The sequence below is a fragment of the Lactobacillus sp. ESL0680 genome (assembly GCF_029392855.1).
GTDB lineage: Bacteria > Bacillota > Bacilli > Lactobacillales > Lactobacillaceae > Lactobacillus.
Genome location: NZ_CP113945.1, coordinates 899,827 through 922,471 on the forward strand (window position 1 = coordinate 899,827; position 22,645 = coordinate 922,471).

Sequence of the window (22,645 nt, forward strand, 5' to 3'; positions counted from 1 at the left end):
TTTTGGTCTAATAATGGCCCAAGAGCCGATTTTTATGGAGGCTAGTTAAGTGGTAAGATTGTAGAGAAATTCAAATTAAAATCAGGATTAGGAGTAATTATGGATCGAACCGAACGTGTTACGTTAACCAATATGTGTATGATAACTAAAGACGACAAGATTTTAGTCTTAAACCGCAATGACCCCACGTGGCCTGGGCTAACCTTCCCTGGCGGTCACGTGGAGGCACACGAATCATTCCACGATTCAGTTGTCCGTGAAGTTAAAGAAGAAACAAACTTAACAATTACTAAGCCGCGTTTAGCTGGAATTAAGCAATTTTATGATGATAATAGTGACCGCTACATTGTATTGTTTTATATCGCCAATAATTTTACTGGTAATGTTAAAGCTTCAAACGAAGGTGCTCTAACTTGGATGACCAAGGATGAATTAATGAGCCACCAACTTGCCTACAACTTTGATCGGGATTTACAAGTTTACTTTAATGAGCAAACTTATGAGCACTTGCTCGACGGTGACCGTGACGAATTATTTTAAACCAAAAAGGATGATGATATCGTATTGATATTCATCATCCTTTTTTATTAATCTAAAAAGTCACGTAATTGGTTAGAACGGCTAGGATGACGCAACTTGCGCAAAGCCTTAGCCTCAATCTGACGAATCCGTTCACGGGTAACGCCAAAGACTTTGCCAACTTCCTCAAGTGTGCGTGTCCGGCCATCATCAAGACCAAACCGCAACCGCAAAACATTTTCTTCACGGTCAGTCAAGGTATCAAGGACTTCTTCCAATTGCTCTTTGAGCATTTCGTAAGAAGCATGTTGTTCAGGACTAGTGGCATCCTTATCCTTGATGAAGTCACCTAAGTGTGAATCGTCTTCTTCACCAATCGGTGTTTCAAGAGATACCGGCTCCTGTGCAATCTTCAAGATATCGCGCACCTTACTTGTTGGCATGTCCATTTCGGCACCAATTTCTTCAGGTACTGGTTCACGACCCAAGTCTTGCAATAATTGCCGCTGAATCCGAATCAATTTGTTAATGGTTTCAACCATGTGAACTGGGATTCTGATTGTCCGTGCTTGATCGGCAATCGCACGCGTAATTGCTTGTCTAATCCACCAAGTTGCATAGGTTGAAAACTTAAATCCAAGGCTATAATCGAATTTGTCAACAGCCTTCATTAAGCCCATGTTACCTTCTTGAATTAAATCAAGAAACGACATTCCTCGGCCGACATAACGTTTAGCAATGGAAACAACTAACCGCAAGTTAGCTTCTGCTAATTCTTGCTTAGCTTCTTCGTCGCCCTTTTCAATTCTCTTAGCCAAAGAAATTTCTTGGTCAGCATTAAGAAGTGGTACCCGACCAATTTCTTTCAGATACATCCGAACCGGGTCGTTCATGCGCACACTTGATGGTGCAGACATGTCTTTCAATTCAGCCTTTTCAACATCTTTTTGCTTTTTCAAGGCTAATTTTGAAGGTTCGCCCTTTTCATCAACGATACTGATACCGTTGTCCTCGAACTCTTGTACCAATTGATCGACTGCCTTACCCTGCAGTTTATACGGCTTAATTAACTGCTTAGTAAATTCTTCTTCGGTAATTGCCTTGTCTTTTTTAACTTCTTTGACAATTTTTTTAACTACCTTGTCTAATGATAGTTCTTCTTCTTGGTTAGTGTTTTTCTTTTCTACCACTAAAAGGCCCCCCTTTGACCCTGAATCCTCTTTAACTGCAAAATTTTCTGAGTAATGGCAATAATTTCATTTGTGTCTGTTTTGCGTTTGGCATCCTGCAACTGATTTTCTAAATCTTTCAGTTGGGCATTAATTTTACGCATCTCAAGTGCAGCCATCTGCTCTTCAAGCTCGCGGTCAGAAAAATCCTGGGGCATATCTGTCATTTCAGTACTTACTATTATACCTTGAAGTTCGTCAGGAATAAAATCTAAGAAACTATTTATTGTTGGATTTTCATGTTCTTCACTAAATTTTAACCATAATTCAGCCAAATCTGCATATTTTTCATCTGGAAATAAAAAATTATTTTCAAGTAAAAAATCACGAGCATGTTCTGAATGCATAAATAAATACAATAATCTGGTTTGAATCGGATCAATTTTGGTAGTTTGTTCGGCTTCAATAATTGGTGTCGAGTCATCCTCCAAAATAGGACCAACTGGACCACCACTATTTTTATGTCGTTGGGCTGCATTATTAATCCGGCGCTGCCTTAGCAGGTTGACCTTAAGTGAATCCTTAGAGACATTCTGCGCCTGCGCAATCCGCTCCAAATATAGGTCTTGCTCAACAGGATTAGACAGTTCAGCAATTTCCTTGACGGCATCGTTAAGATAAGCGATTTTTTCGCGGTCATTAGCCAAATTATACTTTTGTGCTAAGCGTTTTAAGAAAAAGTCAGTCGGCGTTAATGCACCCTTAATTTCATCGCGATATTTAGCAGCACCGTATTTTTTAACATATTCATCGGGATCCAATTTTTCTGGTAAAACGACAATCCCAATATTAAACCCGCCAGCCTTATCGAACATTTTAGCAGCTCGCTCTTCGGCATGAACACCAGGATCATCCCCATCATAATTGATGACAATATTTTTTGTAATTCGCCGCAGCATATAGACCTGCTGGTCCGTCAGACTTGTTCCCATTGAGGCAATGCCAGACTTAATGCCCGCCTTGTATGCCGCAATTACATCCATGTAGCCTTCATATAAGACTAAATGACCTTCTTCACGAGCTGCTTTTTTAGCTTCCGCAAAGTGAAACAATAACTTAGATTTGGTGAAAATTGGCGTCTCTGGACTATTAATATATTTCGCTTCTGTCTTATCCGTCGACAAACGTCTGCCGGAAAAGCCAATAACGTAATCACTCTCGTTACTTAGCGGAAACATCAACCGATCACGAAAACGGTCAAAGAGCTCACCATCTTGGGTTTGTACAAACAAACCACTAGCGGCCAACTCATCATTTGAATAACCATGTCCTCTTAGGTACGTTAACAATAAATTGTTTTGCTTTGGCGCGTAACCAATCTTGAAGTGAGCAATAATTTCATCGTCAAGTTCTCGCGATTGCGCATATTCTAGCCCCCGCTTACCAGCGTTAGTTGAAGTCAACACCCGCTGATAAAAGTCGCAAGCATCTTGGTGCATTTTAATTAGTGGGTTACTAGTTTGACTGCTTTGTCCTGTTTCACCAATATCAATATGGGCAAAATCAGCAACCTTGCGCACACTTTCGGGAAAAGTTAAATTATCCTTCTCCATCAAGAACTTAAAGACATTGCCACCCTTGCCGCAGCCAAAACATTTAAAAAACTGCTTCTCTTCATTAACGGTAAACGATGGCGTTTTTTCTTCATGAAAAGGGCAAAGACCAATATAGTCTTTGCCTTTCTTTTCAAGTGAGACATACTGGCTGATTACATTGACAATGTTAACATTATTGCGCACCTTGGCAATTGTTTCTTCTGGAATCAAACCAGCCATTCATATCACCTATTCCTGATTAACTTATTTAATAACTAATTTACTTAAATCCCCTAAACGCTCAGCCAAATCGCCAACTGCACTTAATTGTGCTAGTCGGTTGTTCTTAACAGCTTCGTCCTTAGCCATAATCATGTTAGTGTCAAAGTAACGGTCAATAACCGGTTGTAATTTAACGAAACCATTATAGAGTTCGGTTAAATCAGTCAACTCTTGTAAGTTTTGAACACCAGCATAAAGTTCAGTTTCAGTTGCATCGTCAAATAAGTCTGGATTAATCGCAATCTGTCCCTTAAACTTAGCTTTCTTCAGAATATTATTGATTCTTGTCAAACTTTCAACAACCGGCTTAAATTGCTCGTCATCATGGTGTGACTGCAGAACTGTTGCGGCAGTTAAAATCTGAATTGGGTCTTGTTGACTGGAAGCAAGAACTGCATCAATAATATCGTACTTAAACTTATTCTTTTGCAAGTATTGGTTAATCCGATCACGAATGAAGGAAGCAATCTCTTCATCTTGACTCTCTGATTTTGGCATTTTGGCAGCCGTTTTACCGTCAAGCAAGCTGACAATTTGTGGTAAGACCTGGTTAAATGGCAATGACCACTCTTGGTTAAGCAAAATGCGGACAATTCCATAAGCATACCGCCGCAAAGCATACGGATCATTAGATGAAGTTGGAATCATACCAGCAGCAAAGAAAGTAATGATGGTATCAAGCTTATCAGCAACTGATAATAATGCACCAACAGTTGTTTGCGGCAGTTGGCCTTCAGCTGATAATGGCATGTAGTGTTCCTTAATAGCAACAGCAACATCTTCATTTTCGCCAGCAAGGCGAGCATAATGCATCCCCATTATTCCTTGTAATTCCGCAAATTCACCAACCATTTGCGTAACCAAATCGAATTTGTATAATTCACTGGCACGATCAAAGTCAGTTACTGTTTGCTTATCCAAGTTCCATTTTTCAGCTAAAAAGTCACCAATAATTCGAACCCGTTGCGTCTTTTCGGCCATCGAACCAATCTTATCGTGGAAGGAGACATTGTTTAATCTTTGAACAAAATGACTTAACGGATACTTGCGATCCTCATCATAGAAGAATTGAGCATCATCAAGCCGGGCAACTAATACCTTTTCGTTACCGGAAATAACATTATCCAGGTAGTCTTTATTACCATTACGAACAGCAATAAAGTGGTTAATCAATTGACCTTGCTTGTCGTAAACTTCAAAGTAACGTTGGTTATCCTTCATTGAAGTAATTAAAACTTCTTGAGGCATTTCTAAGTACTTTTCGTCAAAAGTACCAGCAAAGACCGTTGGATATTCAACCAAATTAGTAACTTCTTCAAGTAAGTTCTTATCCAGTTTAATCTGCCAGTCGTTCTTTTCAACCAAATCATTCATCTGTTGAACGATCATTTCTTTACGTTCGTCAGCGTCAACAATTACGAATTGATCCTTTAGTGCTTCTTCATAATCATCTGCACTAGCCAAAACAACAGAATCGCCTAAGAAACGGTGACCTTCAGTCTTACGACCAGCAGTAATATCTAAAATTTTAACGGGAATAACGTCACTACCGAATAATGAAACGAGCCAGTGAATTGGCCGTACAAATTCGAAGTCATGAGAGTCCCAGCGCATCTTAGTTGGGAACGTCATTGACTTAATAATGTCGCTCATTCCCAGCAAAATATCACTTGCTTGTTTACCTTCTTGCTTGACATGAACATAAGCATATTTGGTACCTTTGAGTTCTTCAAAGTAAATATCGTCAGTTGTCATGCCTTGACCGCGGGCAAAGCCTTGAGCTGCCTTAGTCCAGTTGCCGTCAGCATCCTGAGCAATCTTCTTAGCTGGCCCCTTTTTAATTTCGTCAATATCAACTTGCTTTTCAGCTAATTCTTCTACAACAATCGTCAATCTGCGCGGTGTTGAATAAGTCTTGATATTTTTGAACTTTAAGCCGTTTTCTTTTAAAAATTTGCTGGTTCTGTCAGCTAGTTGCTTCACACTTTTTGAAACAACGTGTGCTGGCATTTCTTCAATTCCAATTTCAAACAAATAGTTTTTAGTCATTTTCAAGCCCCGCCTTCTTGTCTTCTGCATTTTTTAATAATGGAAAGCCGCGCTTTTCACGTTCTTGAACAAAGCAAACAGCTACTTCATGGGCTAAATTACGGATTCGCGCCAAATAACCTGCACGTTCAGTAACCGAAACGGCACCGCGCGCATCAAGCAAGTTAAAGGTATGCGAACACTTCAAAATGTAATCATAAGCAGGTTGAACTAAGTTTTGACTTAACAAGCGTTTTGCCGTTTTTTCGTAAACATCGAAGGATTTTAACAAATTCTCTTGGTTTGATTCTTCAAAGGCATACTTAGAATGTTCATATTCTGCTTCTTTAAAGATGTCACGATAAAGTACGCCATTGCCCCATTCGAGGTCAAAAACGGAATTAACGTCTTGAATATAAGAAGCAAGTCGTTCAACCCCATAAGTAATTTCACTCATAGTTGGCTTAACGTCAAGTTCACCGACAGTTTGGAAGTAAGTAAATTGACTAACTTCCATCCCGTCAAGCCAAACTTCCCAACCAACACCGGCACAACCCATTGATGGGTTCTCCCAGTTATCTTCAACGAAGCGAATATCGTGTTCTAAGGGATTAATGCCTAATACCTTCAAGCTATCCAGATAGTATTGTTGGATATTTTCCGGAGCTGGCTTAATTACTGCTTGGAATTGATGGTGTTGGAACAATCGGTTAGGGTTATCACCATAACGGCCATCTGCTGGTCGTCTTGATGGTTCAACATAACATGCTGCCCATGGCTCAGGACCTACTGCTCGTAAAAAAGTATATGGGCTCATTGTTCCGGCCCCTTTTTCAACATCGTATGACGGCATAATCATACAACCCTTGGAAGACCAAAATTCTTCCAATTTAAAAATCATTTCTTGAATTGTTAATTTTTTCTTTGCCATATTAATTCCTCCCTGCATGAGGCCATAAAAAAAGCCTATGCAAAACTTGCATAGGGACGAGATTTAATCGCGGTTCCACCCTAATTCAGAGAATATCTTCTCTGCTCTTAATTGAATTGGCTAGAGGTGCCTGTTTCCCAGATGTCCTTGCACTACCGACACTCGCTTGGCTGGTACTTTTTAAAATCCTCATTATTACCAAAGTACATTGGTATTTTACCATAATCACGGATGTAAACAAAAGATTTAATCAAAATAATTTTAATTCATCTAAGAACTTCTTCGTCTTTAGATTTAGATCAACAGTTTCTTGATAAATGCGGTCAATGGCTTTGCGAGTTGCTCTTTTAGTTGCATCATTAACTGCAATTGATCCTAAGCGTTCAATCGGCAGTAAGCCAATTGTTCGTAAAACTGCTGTTTCTTTCGGCTCTAAATGCATACGACTGGTTTCTTGATAAAAATGGTCACTGCAAATAATGCCGCCGCGCTTAATTGAATAATCAAAAACGCCGCGCTTTTTGCCGCAAATAACGCAACTACGTAATTCTGGGGCAACCCCATAAGCGTCCAAAAGCTGCATTTGACAAATTTGCGTAATCATTTCTGGATCAATACCAGCGTTAATCTTCTGCAAGGCAAATTCGGTCAATGAATAATACTTACCAAGAGGCTGATATTCCACAAAAGCATGGTCAACCAAGTCTAAAATAAAAGAAGCATAAGCATTCTTGGTTAAATCGTTAAATAACCCATCAAATTGCTTTACTTCTTTATAAGTGCGCAAATTACTTAAGCCTTGGCCACTCGTATAAATAATATACGTTCCGTAAGAAAAATTGAGTAGGGCTGCCCCTAATTTTGATTTAGGTCGCAATGCTCCACGAGCAATCATCGTAATAATGCCATTTTCTTTGGTAATGATCTTGGCTAGTAAATCTGCTTCTTTAAATTTTTGGCGCTTAAAAATAATGCCTTGAACTTCTTTAAGTTCACGTGTCATTTATGAGAGTGCCTTCTTGTCATAACCGATTTGCTTCAAAAAGCTTGGGTCAGACCGCCAATTACGTTGCACTTTAACCCATAAATGTAAATTAACCTTTTCACCGAGCAAATTTTCGATTTGACGGCGGGAATTAATACCAATTTGCTTGAGCATTTTACCGCCCTTGCCAATAATAATTCCCTTTTGCCCATCTTTTTCAACATAAATCGTTGCTTCGATTTGCAATTTGCCCTTCTCGTGCTGGTTCATCCGTTCAACCCAAACGGCTGCAGCGTGCGGTACTTCTTCAGCGGTTAACTTCAGAATTTGTTCACGCACTAATTCTGCAACCATAAAGTATTCGGGACGATCAGTAATCTGTTCAGGATCATAATAATCGGGACCTTCAGGTAAATATTGGTGTAAAGTAGCAATCAAGTCGGTAATACCAACTCCTTGAGTTGCGGAAATTGGTAAAAATTCCTTGAACAAATCAAGTTTGCGATAAGAATCAATAATTGGCAGTAAGTTATTCGGATTAACTTGGTCGACCTTGTTGATTACCAAAAAGACAGGTACCTTAACTTGTTTTAACAAGTCGATGATATATTCGTCACCCTTACCCATTTTTTCGGGTTCAACCATAAATAATACTAGGTCAACATCGTTTAAACTAGAAACGCTGGCTTTATCCATGTAATCATCCAGTTTAAGATGCGGCTTAAAGATCCCTGGTGTATCAACAAAGACAACTTGCATGTCATCTGTTGTATAAATACCAGAAATCTTATCCCGGGTAGTCTGCGGCTTATTAGAAGTAATTGCCACCTTTTGACCAACCAAATTATTCATTAAAGTTGATTTACCAACGTTTGGTCGCCCGACTAATGCAACAAAACCAGATTTATTTTTCTTATTTTCAGTCATTATTTTCCTCTGCCTTCATCTAATTGGTCAGGATACAGTGGTAAGCCGTATTCTTCAAGTACTTTGCCTTGGATACCAAACATTTCTTTTGCTTCATCAAGCTCAATATGGTCGTAACCATTAAGATGCAAAAAGCCGTGAACTAAGGTATAACCAAATTCACGGTCCCAGCCCGTTCCGTATTCCTTACTGTGACGTTTAATCACGCTCGGACACATAAACAAGTCGCCGATATCTTCTTGAAAGTCTGGATCTGCAGTAAAAGCTGCAAGATTTAGATCATCTTCACCATCTTCAATTGCAAACGAAATAACATCAGTTGGTCGATCTTTTTCACGATATTGCTTGTTAATTGCATGACTACGTTCTTCATCAACAAAATTGATACTCATTGCCAAGTTATTTTCTTTAGCAATTGCCTTTTTGGCAAGTAACAACAACTTCGCAATCCAATCCTGCCAATCACGATCAGCATTTTCTAAAAAGCCAACCTCATCATTATAGGTAATTTCAATCGACGTCATTAATGTCTTTCGTCCTCTTTCTCATAAGCATTAATAATTTTAGCAACCACTGGGTGACGAACGACATCATTAGCGGTAAAGCGAATAAATTTGATTTGGTCAATATCTTTTAAAATTCGTTGAGCGTCAATCAGTCCACTGCGCTGGCGACCCGGTAAGTCAACCTGCGTCATATCCCCATTGACAATCATCTTTGAATTAAAGCCTAACCGTGTCAAAAACATCTTCATCTGCGCATCGGTTGTATTTTGGGCTTCATCCAAAATGACAAAGGCATCATCAAGTGTTCTCCCCCGCATATATGCCAGGGGAGCAACTTCAATTACGCCCCGTTCCATCAACCGATCAGTTGTATTAGTCCCCAAAATTGCATAGAGCGAATCATAAATTGGCCGTAAATACGGATCAACTTTTTCCTTTAAATCTCCCGGTAAAAATCCTAAAGATTCGCCAGCTTCAACAGCTGGTCTAGTCAGAACAATTCGCGAAACCTCACCCTTTTTAAAGGCTGCAATGGCACAAACGACAGCCAAAAATGTTTTACCGGTACCGGCAGGTCCGATTCCAAATACAACATCACTTTTTTTAATGACTTCAACATAGCGTTTTTGTCCCATATTTTTAACTCTAATCGGTTTACCTTTAGCATCCCGAATTAAAATCTCTTTATATAGGTCAGCAAAATACTCTGTTGTCCCCTTATCTGCCATTTTCATTGCGCTGACAACATCAGGCGCGCCGATGTTAACACCAGTGCTCACAACATTGTCCAAAGCCTTCAGGACTGCGATTACTTTACGCGTGTTTTCAACGTCACCGTCAACAACAATTTGGTTGCCGGTATCAGTTACGCTTAGATCGTAACCTTCAGCTAACAAGTTAAGATTACCATCATTAATTCCAACTAATTTTTGGATATTCTCTGGATTTTTAGGAATAAAATTGGTTCGAGCCAAAAACTTCGCTCCTTTTCTTGCTTAATTTAGATGATTACGCACTGCGCTGGAAGCTGCTTTACCATCAGCCTTGCCCTTGATCTTAGGCATCAAAGCCTTCATCACTTTACCAAAATCAGACTTACCTTTGGCGTCAACTTCGGCAATTGTCTCAGTGACAATTTGCTCTAACTCATCTTGGGACAATTGCTTCGGCATGTAACTTTCCACAACTGCCAATTCCTGTTTAGTTTCATCAGCTAAATCAGTTCTAGCAGCCTTAGTAAATTCTTCAATTGATTCTTCGCGTTGCTTCTTTTCCCGATTCAAAACGGTCAATTCCTCGTCTGAACTAAGTTCATGACCTGCCTTGATTTTTTCATTCATCAGGGCTGATTTAATCATCCGCACTGTATTCAATTTAACTTTATCGCGTGCTTTCATGGCTTCCTTCATGTCAGCCATAATTTGTTCTGATAAACTCACAAGTACTCCTTCTTTCTAAATATAGAATCTAATTAAATTATAGCAAATCTAGTCCGTGGTAGAAAACAATTAATCAAATTTATCTGCAAAAAAAACGGCTCCTATCAACAGATAGAAGTCGCTTCTTTATATATTAATAATGTCTACGTTTCCGTGCTGCTTCAGATTTAAGCTTTCTACGTACACTAGGTTTTTCGTAGAATTCGCGTTTGCGGTATTCTTGCAAGGTACCACTTCTTGAAACGGAACGTTTGAAACGACGAAGAGCATCATCAATAGACTCGTTTTCGTGAACGACTGTCTTGGCCATGTGTGATCCCTCCTTCCATTTCTTGACGTTACCGTCATACATTTATTTAAATTATATCAAACCTCACGCAAGGGTCAATACATACATGCAATATTTTTAAAAAAGTTTTTTGGCAGTATTATTTTAACTAAATCTGTTAAAAAACTTTTAAAAATGTATAATTAATTAAAAAGGAGTTAATAATGAGCGAAGAAACACTTAAAAAAGAAGTTAACATCATAATTATTTCTGATTCTGCTGGTGATACTGCTTTTAACAATGCCATTGCCGCGGCCGCACAATTCCCTGATGCGCAAGTTAATTATCGGCGTTATCCATTTATTACCGATAATAACAAACTTGATGCTGTGTTTGATGAAATTGAACAATATCCCAATATAATTATTATTTATAGTCTGGTTAAAGATGAAATGCAAATTCCAGTAATCAGATTTGTCCGTGAACATAAGGTTCAGAGTGTCGATATTTTGTCCCCTGCCCTAGAGGCTTTGCAAAAGGTGACGGGCAAGAGACCATTAGAAAAAATCGGTGCCCAACACAAAATGAACCAGCATTACTTTGACCGGATTTCAGCGATGGAATTTGCGGTTATGTATGATGATGGTAAAGACCCCAAAGGCTTTTTGGAAGCTGACGTGGTTTTATTAGGGGTTTCGCGAACTTCTAAAACACCATTATCCTTATTCTTAGCCAATAAGAACCTAAAGGTTGCTAACCTGCCGCTTGTACCCGATACACACATTCCAAAAGAAATTTATAAAATTAATCCGAAAAAGATTATCGGCTTAACCAATGACCTCTCAGTGCTAAACGAAATTAGACGGGAAAGAATGATCTCTTATGGCTTGAGTCCAGATACAACGTATTCGAATACCGATTCAATTAAGGCTGAACTTGATTCCGCGCAAAAGCTTTATGATAAGCTCGGATGTTACGTTATCAATGTTGCTCACCGTTCAATTGAAGAAACTGCGGCTTTAATTATGGATCACTTAGGGGTTGAGCAGCTATAATTAATAAGTAAGTACTTAATTTATGCTTTAAGCTAAAAATATTTGGAGATAACTGATTATGAACAAACAAGAAGATACTGCAATCTTTGCCGGCGGCTGCTTTTGGTGCATGGTTAAGCCCTTTGACAGTTTACCCGGCGTTGAAAAAGTAGTTTCTGGTTACACTGGCGGGCATGTTGCTAATCCAACATACGAGCAAGTTTGTGCCGGAACTACTGGTCACACCGAAGCCGTTAAAATAACTTTTAATCCAGAACTAATGCCGTATGAAAAATTACTGCAATATTACTGGCAGGTAACTGACCCGACCGATGCTTCAGGCCAATTTCAAGATCGTGGAGATAATTACAGACCCGTGATCTTTTATAATTCTCCTGAACAAAAGGCTGCTGCTGAAAAGTCAAAGGCAGAATTAGCAAACAGTGGTAAATTTGATAAACCAATTGTTACCCAGATTGAACCTGCTGTTCCTTTTTATGATGCTGAAGATTATCATCAGGATTTCTATAAGAAGGACCCACTGAGATATTCTTTAGAAGAATCCGGCGGCCGCGATAACTTTATTAAAGAACACTGGTCTAAATAAAGTTACAGTTAAACACTTAATAGTGAATTGATGCTATTATGTAGATGTGGACGTTGATATTGAGGTATATGATATACTAAAATAACAATAATTATACTATCTAGAGATTTAATTTTACTTTGTTAAGCGTCCATAAAAGCCATCAGATTAACTGATGGCTTTTTCAATGCTTTTAAAAACAATAATTTTTAATATTAATACAAAGGCAAAAAAGAAAAATAATGCTACAATGGAAAACGAATTGCGTAAGTTTTCAGGATGATTGGGAGATAATTATCGCAACCATCCTAATTTCTTTATTTATAAGGAGCTATTACTAACCATATGGATCAATTGGATAAGTTTAATAGGCGCTACAATTTACTTTCCAAAATTTCGGCGTCATTCTTTTACTCGCTGGCAGTTGCCGTTGCGTTGAATTTCTTCTGGACACCAGGCCACATGTACTCATCTGGAATAACTGGCTTTGCCCAACTGATTAACACATTGAGTGAGCGCTTTTTACCGTTTACATTAACAACTTCTGTCATGTATTTTGCGCTTAACGTCCCGTTGTTCTTACTAGGTTGGTTTAAGATTGGGCATAAGTTTACCTACTTTACCATAATTACGGTTGTCTTAGGCACAATCATGATGCACGTAGTTAACCCAGTCAATATGCATGTCGATCCGTTAGTTTGTGCTATCTTTGGCGGCATGATAAATGGCTTAGGAACTGGCTTTGCTCTTAAAAACGGGATTTCAACTGGTGGACTTGATATTATCGGGATTGTCATTAGGAAAAAAACGGGCGCCAGCTACGGCAAAGTCAATATTATGATTAACTTGATAATCATTGCTGCTGCCGGATTTGCCTTCGGCTGGAACCGTGCACTTTATTCTGCCTTAACTATCTTTATTAATGGCCGAGTAATTGATGCGGTTTATACGCAGCACCAAAAGCTGCAGGTTACGATTGTAACTGAACATGCCCAAACAATTATTGATGGCATTCAAGACAAGATGCATCGCGGAATTACCATTTATCACGATGTCGAAGGTGCATACAGTCATGATGAAAAGACCGTTTTAGTCACAGTTATTGACCGTTATGACATGTATGATATTTTACAAATTATTAAAAAGAGTGATCCTTATGCCTTTATGAGTGTCAGTGAAGTTGAGCACGTTTATGGGCGGTTTAGGGAACAAGAAATTGTTTAAACTAAAAGAGTGTTAGAAACTTTCTAACACTCTTTTTCATATCCTAAAATTAAGCAAATAATTTTCGATATTCGCCATACCCTGCTTGCTCGAGCTCGTCATAAGGAATGAACTTTAATGCCGAAGAATTAATGCAGTACCTTAATCCGCCCTTGTCACTTGGTCCATCAGTAAAAACATGTCCCAAATGTGAGTCAGCATCCGGACTTTTTACCTCTGTTCGCTCCATATTATGTGATTGATCGCGATGATAAGTTAGTTTTTTAATTGGCTTAGTGAAACTAGGCCAACCGCAGCCAGCATCATACTTGTCTTCGCTGGAAAATAACGGCTCCCCCGACACAATATCTACATAAATTCCGCGCTGATAAAAGTCGTCATACTTGCCGCTAAAGGGATAATCAGTTGCCGCATTTTGCGTTGATGCATACTGGTCTTGTGTCAATTCTTTTAATCGTGCTTCTTTTTTTGCTTGATCCATAAAAATACACCATCTTTCTCCCTAACTATAACAAAAATTTGATTATTGGGTTACATTTAAAGACTTATTAAATTTTTTGATTTATAATTCCACTATTGCCGTATGGTTTATAATTAAAAGGTAAAATAATTAACAGAAAGGATTTTTTAATTATGCCGCATCTAGCAAAAAGTTTGTCTAGAACTATCAATACCAAAATCGCGCAATTATCTGATTCAGAGATAACTACGTTTAATAACCAAACATCCAAAATCCCTGGGATTATTAAGTTAACAATCGGTGAACCTGATGTTAATACCCCTGAGCACGTTAAACGAGCCGCGATTACCGCTATTGAGAACGATGATTCTCATTATGCTCCAGAAGCTGGTAAGCCGGAATTATTAAGTGCGATTAGTGACTATTTAAATGATAGTTTAGGTGTTTTTTTTGATCCTGACACTGAAATTTGTGCAACTGTTGGTGCAACTGAAGCGTTAAATGTTGCTTTCATGACCCTGCTTAATCCTGGTGACAAAATTTTAGTACCTACTCCAGTTTGGGGTGTCTACTTTGGCATTATCGAAATGACCGGTGCGATCCCAGTAGAAGTTGATACTTCCCAAGACGATTTTCTCTTAACTGCAGATCATCTAAAAGAAGTATTGGCAAATGAAGGAAAAGGCGCAAAGGCTGTTGTTTTAACAGATCCGTCTAACCCTACTGGTCGGGTTTATAGTAAAGAAGACCTGCTGGAGTTAGCCCAAGTTATTACAGATAACAACCTCTTTGCCATCACTGACGAAATATACGCTGAATTAATTTATAACAACAAAAAGCACTATTCATTAACTCAGATTATCCCTGAACGGACATTGCTCTTATCTGGTCTATCCAAGAGCTTTGCGATGACTGGGTGGCGCCTTGGTTATATTGCTGGGCCTAAAGAAATCATGAAGTCGGTCATTAAAGTTAACTCATTTTTAATTACTGCTGTTACTGATAACGTGCAGGCAGCCGCAACTGAAGCTCTAGTTAATGGTGCCGCCGACTACCCGATTGCCCGCACTACTTATCAAAGCCGTCTAGAAATTATCGAAACGGGTTTACGCAAATGCGGCTTTAGTATGGCCACTCCTGAAGGTGCGTTTTACATTTTCGCTAAAATTCCTACTAAATTTGGACAAGATGATGTTAAATTTGCGACCGATTTAGCTAATAAAGCAAAAGTTGCACTAATGCCCGGCAGTTACTTTGGTCAAGGTGGTCAAGGCTACGTACGTTTATCTTACGCCGCTTCAACAGAAGACTTAAAAGAAGCTGTCCGCCGGATTACCGACTACGTTAATAACGACTTATAATCAGTAAGCAAAGTAGACGTAATTCCGCGTACTTTATAGTAAAATTAAATAGATAAACGATTTATCAAAATAGAAAACAGTTAAACGAAGGGATTTTATTATGAAAATTACAAGATTAAATGAGCCTCTATATACTAACGGTGAACCACCAAAGGTTGGCGACAAGTTGCCAGATTTTACTGTTGTTAGAGCTGACGGCAGTAAAGCTACTAAGGCTGACTTATTATCTAAGCCAACTTTGATTAGTGTTGTTCCTGACCTTAACACTAGTGTCTGCAGCATTTCAACTAAACGTTTCAACAACGAAGTTGATAAATTTGACGGCATTAACTTCTACACTATTTCTACTAACACTCTCGATGACCAAAAGAATTGGTGTGCTGCTGAAGGCGTTAAAAATATGGAAATTTTATCAGATGAAAACCACAACTTCGGTGAAGAAATGGGTCTTTACCTTGAAAGCGGCGTAGATTCAAGAAGTGTTTGGATTATTTCTGCTGAAGGCAAAGTTTTGTACCAAGAATTGGTTTACGAAATGACCGATGAACCAGATTACGATGCTGCATTAACATTTTTAAGCAACTTAAAATAATTAAGTGTTAATATCAAAAAAAGATAACCAGTAATGGTTATCTTTTTTTAATATACAGATTTAGTTAATACTGGCCATGTCGCAAAAGTTTGGTCGGCCGGATTAAATTGATAATTATTCTGAATAAACTCTTTGGCTTTTAGAACTAAGAGTGACGAATTATCCCAAGTAAGCTGCGCCAATGACATAGCAGTAGCCCCAAGAGAATCCTGTCCGGCAAATTGGTTAACTGTTTCCTGTAATTCTCCCTGCCACTTCTTAACTTGGTAAAAGACGCAGAGATGTTGATTGTAATGCCAATTTTGATAATCCCAAGGATAACGAAAAGAAGTAATTCCTAATTGAACTGCTTCAAGAGTAGTTAGTCCTGTTTCTTCTTGAATTTCACGTCCAATTGCATCTGTGAGCTTTTCGCCATCCTCAAGGCTGCCTCCTGGCAGATCATAACGATTAGTATAGGGTCCGCCATGTTTTTTGATAACAATTAACTTTTCTTGTTGCTGCATAATGCCGTACACACCAAATGCGCGATGATACTTATCAGGCATTTTAAGAACCTCCTTACTTATAATTTTCAATAAAAAAACGATGTGAATTTATTCTATCACATCGTTTTTTGCTGGTTTATTTATTATTCATCCCAAGTTGCGTTTTGATCCGCATCTTTTTGAGCTTCTTCTTCTAAGCGTGCTTCTGTTTGCGCAACACTTTCTTGATATTGTTCTTCAACTTCAATGCCCAAGTCAGTTAATTGTTGCTCGGCAACTGGGGCTGGAGCGTGCATCATTGGCTCTGAAGCACTGGCATTCTTTGGAAAGGCCAAGACATCACGGATATTATCCTTCTCTGCCAACAACATGGCAAAACGATCAAGTCCGATCGCTAACCCAGCGTGTGGCGGGAAGCCCATGTCAAGAGCATCAAGTAGGTAACCAAATTGTTCATATGCGCGTTTCTTAGTAAAGCCAAGTGCCTTAAGCATTTTTTCTTGGATTGAACGCTTGTGGATTCTGATTGAACCTCCACCAAGTTCATCCCCATTCATGACAATGTCATAACTGCGAGCATGAGCCTTGTGTGGATCAGTATCAAGCAGCTTAATTCCTTCATCATCAGGCATTGTGAATGGGTGGTGGGCAGCAATCCAGCGGCCAAAGCCTTCATCGTATTCAAATAATGGCCAGTCAACAACCCAGACAAAGTCAAAGACATGCTTAGGGATAATGTCGGTTTCTTTAGCAAATTCACGTCGTAAATGATCTAAGGAATCACAACAAACTTTCCATTTGTCAGCAACAAAGACAATTAACTCGCCGCCCTCAAGACCAAATTCCTTGATTAAAGCTGCCTGATTGTCATCTGTTAAGAAGCGGCTAACAGGACCAGAAAATTCGCCATCCTCAAACTTAACCCAAGCCAAGCCTTTAGCATGGTAACGTTTGATGTAGTCTTGCTTTTTCTCAATTTGCTTACGTGAATATGCCTTAGCACCATTCTTAACGGCAATTCCCTTAACAAAACCACCATCTTGAATTGCATTTGCAAAGACCTTAAAGTCACTATCGGCAAAAATATCGTTTAAATTATGAATTAACATATCAAAACGTGTATCAGGCTTGTCTGTACCGTAATTATTCATTGAGTCAGTCCAAGAAATCCGAGCAATTGGTGTCTTTAGGTCAATACCCATAACGTCCTTCATGATTTTCTTGAGCAGGCCTTCAGTATAATCTTGCACTTGTTGTTCATCAGTGAATGAAGTTTCCATATCAATTTGAGTAAACTCAGGTTGACGATCGCCTCGCAAGTCTTCATCACGGAAACATCTTGCAAGTTGGTAGTACTTATCAAAGCCTGCACCCATTAATAATTGCTTAAACAATTGTGGTGATTGTGGCAAAGCGTAAAAACTTCCGGGATAAATTCTTGATGGTACAAGGTAATCACGGGCACCTTCTGGAGAAGACTTTCCTAAAATAGGCGTTTCAATGTTAATAAAGCCATTTTCATCAAAGTATTCGTGAGTTGCACGCAAAATCTTTGACCGTAAAATAATTGCTTGTTGCAAATTTGGCCGACGCAAGTCAAGGTAGCGGTACTTTAATCTAGTTTGTTCGCCGACCTCAATGTCATTTTTAATTTCAAAAGGTGGAGTCTGAGACTTATTTAAAATCTTAATTGCAGAAGCTTCAATTTCAACTTCCCCAGTTTTCATTTCTGGATTGACGCTTGAACGCTTAACAACTTGTCCCTTAACTTGAACAACATACTCACTCCCAAGTGATTCAGCTGTTGCCATCAATTCTTCCCCAGAATCGTGGTTGACAACGACTTGCACTAATCCTTCACGGTCACGCAAATCAATAAACAATAAATTCCCTAAATTGCGGACACGTTGCACCCAACCATACAAATTAACTTCTTGGTCAAGATATGCAGTAGTGATATTGCCGCAGTAGTCTGTTCTTTTTTCCATTTGTTCCATAATTAATCCTTTAATTGTTCCATAACTGTTTTCATGTCGTCAACGTCTTCAAGCTGCAAGTCGATTGTTTTACCATCAGCTAGTCGTTTAACGTTTAGAGTGCCGTTAGCCAATTCCTTGGCACCAAGAGTAATCACGAACTTAGCGTGAACACGATCGGCCTTCTTAAATTGCGCCTTAAGCTTCTTTTGGTCAACATCATACTGCGCTCTAAAGCCTTGCTTACGTAATGAGCGGGCGATTTCAACGGCTTTGATTCCAGTTCCTTCACCAATATTAGTAATGAAGAAGTCAATTCCTTGATCGGCAAATAAAGTTGGATTTTGTTTTTGCAAAACAAGCATTAGTCGTTCTTCACCAATCCCAAAACCAACGGCTGGTGTCTCTGGGCCATCAAACTCTTGTACTAAATGATCGTAACGACCACCACCCAAAATGGTAGTTGCTGATTCCCACAAACTCTTATCTTCAACCATAAATTCGAAAATAATTCCGGTGTAGTAGTCAAGTCCGCGAACTAAATCATTATCAATAACGTATTTAATCTCTAATTGATCGAGGATGCCAGTAATCTCATCAAAGTTAGCCTTAGAATCTGCATCCAAGTAATCAATAATCTTAGGTGCATCTGGCAAAAATTGCTTATCCTGCTCATCTTTAGAATCCAAAATTCTGAGTGGGTTCTTTTCCAAGCGACGCTTAGAATCATCAGACAACTTGTCTTTTAGCGGTGTGAAGTAATTGACCAAGGCATCATGATAATCTTGGCGCACTTGCGCGTTGCCTAAGGTATTAATATGCAATTCGTAATTCTGTACACCAAGTTTGGCAAGTAAGTCATGAGCTAAGACAATCGTTTCAACATCTGCTAGCGGATTGCTGGAGCCAAAACTCTCAACCCCAATTTGGTGGAACTCACGTTGACGGCCTGCTTGCGGGCGCTCATAACGAAAAGTTGATTCGATATAGTAAACGTTAAATGGCTTGACTACTTCTGGAGCATACATTTTGTCTTCAACATAAGCCCGAACGACACCAGCTGTTCCTTCTGGACGCAAGGCAATATGCCGACCACCCTTATCGTTAAAGTCGTACATTTCCTTTTCAACGACGTCAGAAGTTTCACCACTTGAACGTGAGAAGACCTCATAATTTTCAAAACTTGGTGTTCTAATTTCTCGATAATTGGCTTGCTTAAAGAAGTCACGGACAGTTTGTTCGACCTTTTCCCATGAACCAGATTGTTCAGGTAAAATATCGACTGTTCCTTTTGGTTTTTGAACTCTCATTTAATCATCCTTTTAAATATAAAAAAGCGTCCTTGAAAAAATCAAGGGCGCTAAATTTCGCACGGTACCACCTTTTGCCTGCTGCGAATAACGCTCGCGACGCGCATATTATCTGCTAAAGGGGTCACAGTCAGCTTTCTATCCGCCTTTCACACCAATCAAGCGGTCTCTGTCATAGAAATTGCTAATCTTCAATCTTTGTCATTGATAATTCTTGTTTTAGCTTATAGTTTTAAGGGTCAAAAGTCAACCTAGAATGCAAAATTCTGCTGTTTTTTATAAATCCAGCACAATCGTAAACGGGCCATCGTTTTCAAGATCAACCTTCATGTCAGCGCCAAATTCGCCAGTTTCGACATGCAATCCAGCATTAACTAATTCTTGATTAAAATCTTCCCATAATTCCTTTGACTTAGGTGGTCTCATAGCCTCAATAAAACTAGGGCGATTGCCCTTCTTGGTATCAGCCAGCAATGTAAATTGACTGACACTCAAAATTTCACCGCCAACATCCTTGATTGCTAAGTTAGTCTTGCCGTCTTCATCTTCAAAAATCCGCATTTTGGCTATTTTAGCTGCCGCTTTTTGAACAACTGCGAGGTCATCGCCTTCTTTAATCCCAACCAAGAGAAGCAGACCGCGTTTAATCTGACCAACAGTCTCACCGTCAATGTTTACTTGGGCATGGTTAACCCGTTGAATTACTACCCGCATTTAATTATCTGCCCTTCGTGTTTCATAGATGTCCGGGACATCACGTAATTTGCTCAAGATTTTGTCCAGTTGGGCGGCATTTTTAACTGCCACTGTAGCATAAATGTGGGCAATATTATTTTCGTTTACTTTACCCGACAAATTATTAATATTCGTCGTAACAGTATTTAATTTGGTAATCACATCGCTTAACAGACGTTCACGATTATAGCCAAAGACTTCAATGTCAGCATTAAAGGTTTGTTTAGAACCATCAGCACTATCGTCAACATTTTCCCATTGCACATCAATTAGTCGTCCTTGACTAGCTGCATCATTGGTAATATTGCGGCAATCTGCACGGTGAATTGTTACACCACGTCCCTTAGTGACATAACCAACTATCTTATCACCAGGAACTGGATTACAACACTTGGCCAAATGCAGCATTAAATCACTAATGCCTTGGATCATCACACCATTCTTGTGCTTAATCTTCATTGGTGAACCAGCTGATTTGTTAGGCTGAGTTGATGAAGCGGCTTTTTGCCCCGAATTTAGGATCTCTTCTTCAAGCTGCTTTTGCCGTTTTTCTTCTTCTTGGCGCCGCAAGTCTTGGGTAAGTCGATTAACAACACTGATCGCAGAAAGATCACCAAAGCCGACAGAAGCAAACATTTCATCAGCAGTATGGTAATTAAACTGATCGAGAACTTTTTCAAGGTGATCCTTGTCCATAAATTCTTTGGGAGCTAAGTCTTGTTCGCGCAGCTGATCGGCAACCATTTGTTCACCCTGCTCAATGCTTTTTTCTCGATCTAAATTACGGAAATAGCGGCGAATTTTATTTCGTGCCCGCGAAGTCTTAACAATATCCATCCAGTCACGTGACGGTGTCGCATTTGACTGGGTCATAATATCAATTACATCGCCGTTTTTCAGTTTGTAATCAAGGGGCACTAATTTGCCGTTAACCTTGGCACCAACGGCATGACTGCCAACCTGCGTGTGAATTTGATAGGCAAAGTCAAGTGTCACCGCACCTTTAGGCAACTCGTAAACTTCGCCCTTAGGTGTGAAAACATAAACGCGGTCAGAAAAGATTTCACTTTTGACACTCTTCATAAATTCGCCGGCATCTTGAGTCTCATCTTTTAATTCTAAGATTTCACGAACCATGTCCAATTTCTCATTTGAACTGGTTTCTTCAACACCAGTGAAGTTTCCTTGCTTATATGCCCAGTGAGCAGCAACCCCGTATTCAGCAACTTCATGCATTTGTTCAGTTCTAATCTGAATTTCTAATGGGCGACCGCCGGGACCAATAATTGTTGTATGCAGCGATTGATAACCGTTAACCTTCGGAACAGCAATATAATCCTTAAAGCGGCCAGGCATTGGCTTCCACTTAGTATGAACTGCACCTAAAACGGCATAACAATCTTTAACAGTCTCAACAATTACCCGAACAGCAGACAAATCGTAAATTTCATCGAAGTCCTTGTGCTTATCGATCATCTTTTTATAAATAGAATAAATATGCTTCGGCCGACCATAAATTTCGTATTTAATCCCTAAACTGTCAAGACTATTTTCAAGTGTATCAATCGCATCCTGGATGTATTTTTCACGCTGACTGCGCTTCAAGCTCATCATATTGACAATTTGATAATAAGCTTCGGGATTTAGATAATGAAAACTCATGTCTTCTAATTCCCACTTAATCGTCCCGATACCTAAACGATCTGCCAGTGGTGCATAAATGTCCATTGTCTCTGAAGAAATTCGCCGCTGCTTATCTGGGCGCAAATGCTGCAGAGTGTGCATGTTATGTAGTCTGTCAGCTAACTTAACCATAATGACACGAATATCTTTGGCCATTGCAATTAACATTTTACGGTGATTTTCAGCCAAAAACTCTTGGTGTGACTTATATTCATATTTGTTAAGTTTGGTCACACCATCAACAATAAAGGCAACATCCTTGCCAAATTTTTCCTTGATATCATCGTTAGTGACAGGCGTATCTTCAACAGTATCATGTAAAAAGCCGGCAGCAACTGTATCTGGATCAAGACCTAAGTTTGCTAAAGTTCCAGCTACTTGAGTTGGATGAACAATATAAGGCTGTCCTGAAGCGCGCTTTTGCTCCTTATGTGCATTATTCGCAAATTCATAAGCTTCTTCGACAAAGGCAATTTGCTTGTCATTCATATATTTTTTACAGGCTGCTATTACCTGATCGTGCGTCATTTCAATGTATTTCGACATT

General features: G+C 39.2%; 22 protein-coding genes. 6 read left to right on the plus strand and 16 right to left on the minus strand.

The window, feature by feature from the left end:
* Positions 1 to 99 precede the first annotated feature (99 nt).
* Positions 100 to 540: an 8-oxo-dGTP diphosphatase gene (locus OZX58_RS04355; RefSeq protein ID WP_277129603.1), complete on the plus strand. Its 441-nt coding sequence runs from the start codon at positions 100 to 102 to the stop codon at positions 538 to 540.
* 47 nt (positions 541 to 587) lie between these two features.
* Here the strand turns inward: OZX58_RS04355 and rpoD are convergent, their stop codons facing one another.
* The 10 genes from rpoD to rpsU all read right to left on the minus strand — a co-directional run bounded on the left by rpoD (position 588) and on the right by rpsU (position 10,691).
* Positions 588 to 1,709, minus strand: coding sequence for an RNA polymerase sigma factor RpoD (gene rpoD, locus OZX58_RS04360; RefSeq protein WP_277129602.1), 1,122 nt, complete (start codon positions 1,707 to 1,709; stop codon positions 588 to 590).
* Complete coding sequence (gene dnaG / locus OZX58_RS04365) at positions 1,709 to 3,523, minus strand: DNA primase (protein WP_277140427.1); 1,815 nt, start codon at positions 3,521 to 3,523, stop codon at positions 1,709 to 1,711. Before dnaG ends, rpoD begins: the two co-directional genes overlap by 1 nt.
* Before the next feature lie 24 nt (positions 3,524 to 3,547).
* Entirely contained in the window at positions 3,548 to 5,614 is a 2,067-nt protein-coding gene (gene glyS, locus OZX58_RS04370; RefSeq protein WP_277140429.1) for a glycine--tRNA ligase subunit beta, read from the minus strand.
* On the minus strand, positions 5,607 to 6,524 hold the full coding sequence (gene glyQ, locus OZX58_RS04375; protein ID WP_277129599.1) for a glycine--tRNA ligase subunit alpha: 918 nt from the start codon (positions 6,522 to 6,524) through the stop codon (positions 5,607 to 5,609). Before glyQ ends, glyS begins: the two co-directional genes overlap by 8 nt.
* A gap of 250 nt (positions 6,525 to 6,774) precedes the next feature.
* Positions 6,775 to 7,527 (minus strand): DNA repair protein RecO, encoded by a 753-nt coding sequence (gene recO / locus OZX58_RS04380; RefSeq protein WP_277140430.1) that lies wholly within the window; start codon positions 7,525 to 7,527, stop codon positions 6,775 to 6,777.
* The gene (gene era / locus OZX58_RS04385; RefSeq protein WP_277129597.1) at positions 7,528 to 8,436 is read right to left on the minus strand and encodes a GTPase Era; all 909 of its coding nucleotides are present in this window, start codon (positions 8,434 to 8,436) and stop codon (positions 7,528 to 7,530) included.
* Entirely contained in the window at positions 8,436 to 8,960 is a 525-nt protein-coding gene (gene ybeY / locus OZX58_RS04390) for an rRNA maturation RNase YbeY (protein WP_277140431.1), read from the minus strand. Before ybeY ends, era begins: the two co-directional genes overlap by 1 nt.
* On the minus strand, positions 8,960 to 9,916 hold the full coding sequence (locus OZX58_RS04395; RefSeq protein WP_277140432.1) for a PhoH family protein: 957 nt from the start codon (positions 9,914 to 9,916) through the stop codon (positions 8,960 to 8,962). The genes ybeY and OZX58_RS04395 overlap by 1 nt, the downstream gene beginning before the upstream one ends.
* 21 nt (positions 9,917 to 9,937) lie before the next feature.
* Positions 9,938 to 10,381: a GatB/YqeY domain-containing protein gene (locus tag OZX58_RS04400; protein ID WP_277140433.1), complete on the minus strand. Its 444-nt coding sequence runs from the start codon at positions 10,379 to 10,381 to the stop codon at positions 9,938 to 9,940.
* Between the two features lie 133 nt (positions 10,382 to 10,514).
* Positions 10,515 to 10,691 carry a 30S ribosomal protein S21 gene (gene rpsU / locus OZX58_RS04405; RefSeq protein ID WP_009560161.1) on the minus strand — a complete coding sequence of 59 codons (177 nt, stop codon included), beginning with the start codon at positions 10,689 to 10,691 and terminating at the stop codon, positions 10,515 to 10,517.
* Between the two features lie 182 nt (positions 10,692 to 10,873).
* On the opposite strand from rpsU, the gene OZX58_RS04410 reads away from it, so the two are divergent.
* The 3 genes from OZX58_RS04410 to OZX58_RS04420 all read left to right on the plus strand — a co-directional run bounded on the left by OZX58_RS04410 (position 10,874) and on the right by OZX58_RS04420 (position 13,493).
* Positions 10,874 to 11,704, plus strand: coding sequence for a pyruvate, water dikinase regulatory protein (locus tag OZX58_RS04410; protein WP_277129593.1), 831 nt, complete (start codon positions 10,874 to 10,876; stop codon positions 11,702 to 11,704).
* Positions 11,705 to 11,762: 58 nt separating this feature from the next.
* Entirely contained in the window at positions 11,763 to 12,290 is a 528-nt protein-coding gene (gene msrA, locus OZX58_RS04415) for a peptide-methionine (S)-S-oxide reductase MsrA (RefSeq protein WP_277140434.1), read from the plus strand.
* A 324-nt stretch (positions 12,291 to 12,614) separates the two neighbouring features.
* On the plus strand, positions 12,615 to 13,493 hold the full coding sequence (locus tag OZX58_RS04420; RefSeq protein ID WP_277140435.1) for a YitT family protein: 879 nt from the start codon (positions 12,615 to 12,617) through the stop codon (positions 13,491 to 13,493).
* Positions 13,494 to 13,542: 49 nt separating this feature from the next.
* On the opposite strand, the gene msrB is transcribed toward OZX58_RS04420, so the two are convergent.
* Positions 13,543 to 13,980 carry a peptide-methionine (R)-S-oxide reductase MsrB gene (msrB, locus tag OZX58_RS04425; RefSeq protein ID WP_277141743.1) on the minus strand — a complete coding sequence of 146 codons (438 nt, stop codon included), beginning with the start codon at positions 13,978 to 13,980 and terminating at the stop codon, positions 13,543 to 13,545.
* Between the two features lie 146 nt (positions 13,981 to 14,126).
* On the opposite strand from msrB, the gene OZX58_RS04430 reads away from it, so the two are divergent.
* A complete protein-coding gene (locus OZX58_RS04430; RefSeq protein WP_277140436.1) occupies positions 14,127 to 15,314 on the plus strand; it encodes an aminotransferase class I/II-fold pyridoxal phosphate-dependent enzyme in 1,188 nt (395 codons plus the stop codon).
* A gap of 100 nt (positions 15,315 to 15,414) precedes the next feature.
* Positions 15,415 to 15,906 carry a thiol peroxidase gene (gene tpx, locus OZX58_RS04435; RefSeq protein ID WP_277140437.1) on the plus strand — a complete coding sequence of 164 codons (492 nt, stop codon included), beginning with the start codon at positions 15,415 to 15,417 and terminating at the stop codon, positions 15,904 to 15,906.
* Between the two features lie 47 nt (positions 15,907 to 15,953).
* On the opposite strand, the gene OZX58_RS04440 is transcribed toward tpx, so the two are convergent.
* From OZX58_RS04440 to OZX58_RS04460, 5 genes are all read right to left on the minus strand, one after another.
* Positions 15,954 to 16,454 (minus strand): NUDIX hydrolase, encoded by a 501-nt coding sequence (locus tag OZX58_RS04440; RefSeq protein WP_277140438.1) that lies wholly within the window; start codon positions 16,452 to 16,454, stop codon positions 15,954 to 15,956.
* An 83-nt stretch (positions 16,455 to 16,537) separates the two neighbouring features.
* Complete coding sequence (aspS, locus tag OZX58_RS04445) at positions 16,538 to 18,391, minus strand: aspartate--tRNA ligase (RefSeq protein ID WP_277140439.1); 1,854 nt, start codon at positions 18,389 to 18,391, stop codon at positions 16,538 to 16,540.
* Between the two features lie 2 nt (positions 18,392 to 18,393).
* Positions 18,394 to 19,680, minus strand: a complete 1,287-nt coding sequence (gene hisS, locus OZX58_RS04450; RefSeq protein WP_277140440.1) for a histidine--tRNA ligase — start codon at positions 19,678 to 19,680, stop codon at positions 18,394 to 18,396.
* Between the two features lie 276 nt (positions 19,681 to 19,956).
* Positions 19,957 to 20,394 carry a D-aminoacyl-tRNA deacylase gene (gene dtd / locus OZX58_RS04455; RefSeq protein WP_277140441.1) on the minus strand — a complete coding sequence of 146 codons (438 nt, stop codon included), beginning with the start codon at positions 20,392 to 20,394 and terminating at the stop codon, positions 19,957 to 19,959.
* The gene (locus OZX58_RS04460) at positions 20,395 to 22,644 is read right to left on the minus strand and encodes a bifunctional (p)ppGpp synthetase/guanosine-3',5'-bis(diphosphate) 3'-pyrophosphohydrolase (RefSeq protein ID WP_277140442.1); all 2,250 of its coding nucleotides are present in this window, start codon (positions 22,642 to 22,644) and stop codon (positions 20,395 to 20,397) included.
* Between the last annotated feature and the right edge of the window lies 1 nt (position 22,645).

What these genes read in the sequence shown, in the direction of transcription:
- OZX58_RS04355 (WP_277129603.1), top strand. Translation starts at nt 100, where the DNA reads ATGGATCGAACCGAACGTGTTACGTTAACCAATATGTGTATGATAACT.
- dnaG (WP_277140427.1), bottom strand. Translation starts at nt 3,523, where the DNA reads ATGGCTGGTTTGATTCCAGAAGAAACAATTGCCAAGGTGCGCAATAAT.
- glyS (WP_277140429.1), bottom strand. Translation starts at nt 5,614, where the DNA reads ATGACTAAAAACTATTTGTTTGAAATTGGAATTGAAGAAATGCCAGCA.
- glyQ (WP_277129599.1), bottom strand. Translation starts at nt 6,524, where the DNA reads ATGGCAAAGAAAAAATTAACAATTCAAGAAATGATTTTTAAATTGGAA.
- recO (WP_277140430.1), bottom strand. Translation starts at nt 7,527, where the DNA reads ATGACACGTGAACTTAAAGAAGTTCAAGGCATTATTTTTAAGCGCCAA.
- era (WP_277129597.1), bottom strand. Translation starts at nt 8,436, where the DNA reads ATGACTGAAAATAAGAAAAATAAATCTGGTTTTGTTGCATTAGTCGGG.
- ybeY (WP_277140431.1), bottom strand. Translation starts at nt 8,960, where the DNA reads ATGACGTCGATTGAAATTACCTATAATGATGAGGTTGGCTTTTTAGAA.
- rpsU (WP_009560161.1), bottom strand. Translation starts at nt 10,691, where the DNA reads ATGGCCAAGACAGTCGTTCACGAAAACGAGTCTATTGATGATGCTCTT.
- OZX58_RS04410 (WP_277129593.1), top strand. Translation starts at nt 10,874, where the DNA reads ATGAGCGAAGAAACACTTAAAAAAGAAGTTAACATCATAATTATTTCT.
- msrA (WP_277140434.1), top strand. Translation starts at nt 11,763, where the DNA reads ATGAACAAACAAGAAGATACTGCAATCTTTGCCGGCGGCTGCTTTTGG.
- OZX58_RS04420 (WP_277140435.1), top strand. Translation starts at nt 12,615, where the DNA reads ATGGATCAATTGGATAAGTTTAATAGGCGCTACAATTTACTTTCCAAA.
- OZX58_RS04430 (WP_277140436.1), top strand. Translation starts at nt 14,127, where the DNA reads ATGCCGCATCTAGCAAAAAGTTTGTCTAGAACTATCAATACCAAAATC.
- tpx (WP_277140437.1), top strand. Translation starts at nt 15,415, where the DNA reads ATGAAAATTACAAGATTAAATGAGCCTCTATATACTAACGGTGAACCA.
- OZX58_RS04440 (WP_277140438.1), bottom strand. Translation starts at nt 16,454, where the DNA reads ATGCCTGATAAGTATCATCGCGCATTTGGTGTGTACGGCATTATGCAG.
- aspS (WP_277140439.1), bottom strand. Translation starts at nt 18,391, where the DNA reads ATGGAACAAATGGAAAAAAGAACAGACTACTGCGGCAATATCACTACT.
- hisS (WP_277140440.1), bottom strand. Translation starts at nt 19,680, where the DNA reads ATGAGAGTTCAAAAACCAAAAGGAACAGTCGATATTTTACCTGAACAA.
- dtd (WP_277140441.1), bottom strand. Translation starts at nt 20,394, where the DNA reads ATGCGGGTAGTAATTCAACGGGTTAACCATGCCCAAGTAAACATTGAC.
- OZX58_RS04460 (WP_277140442.1), bottom strand. Translation starts at nt 22,644, where the DNA reads ATGTCGAAATACATTGAAATGACGCACGATCAGGTAATAGCAGCCTGT.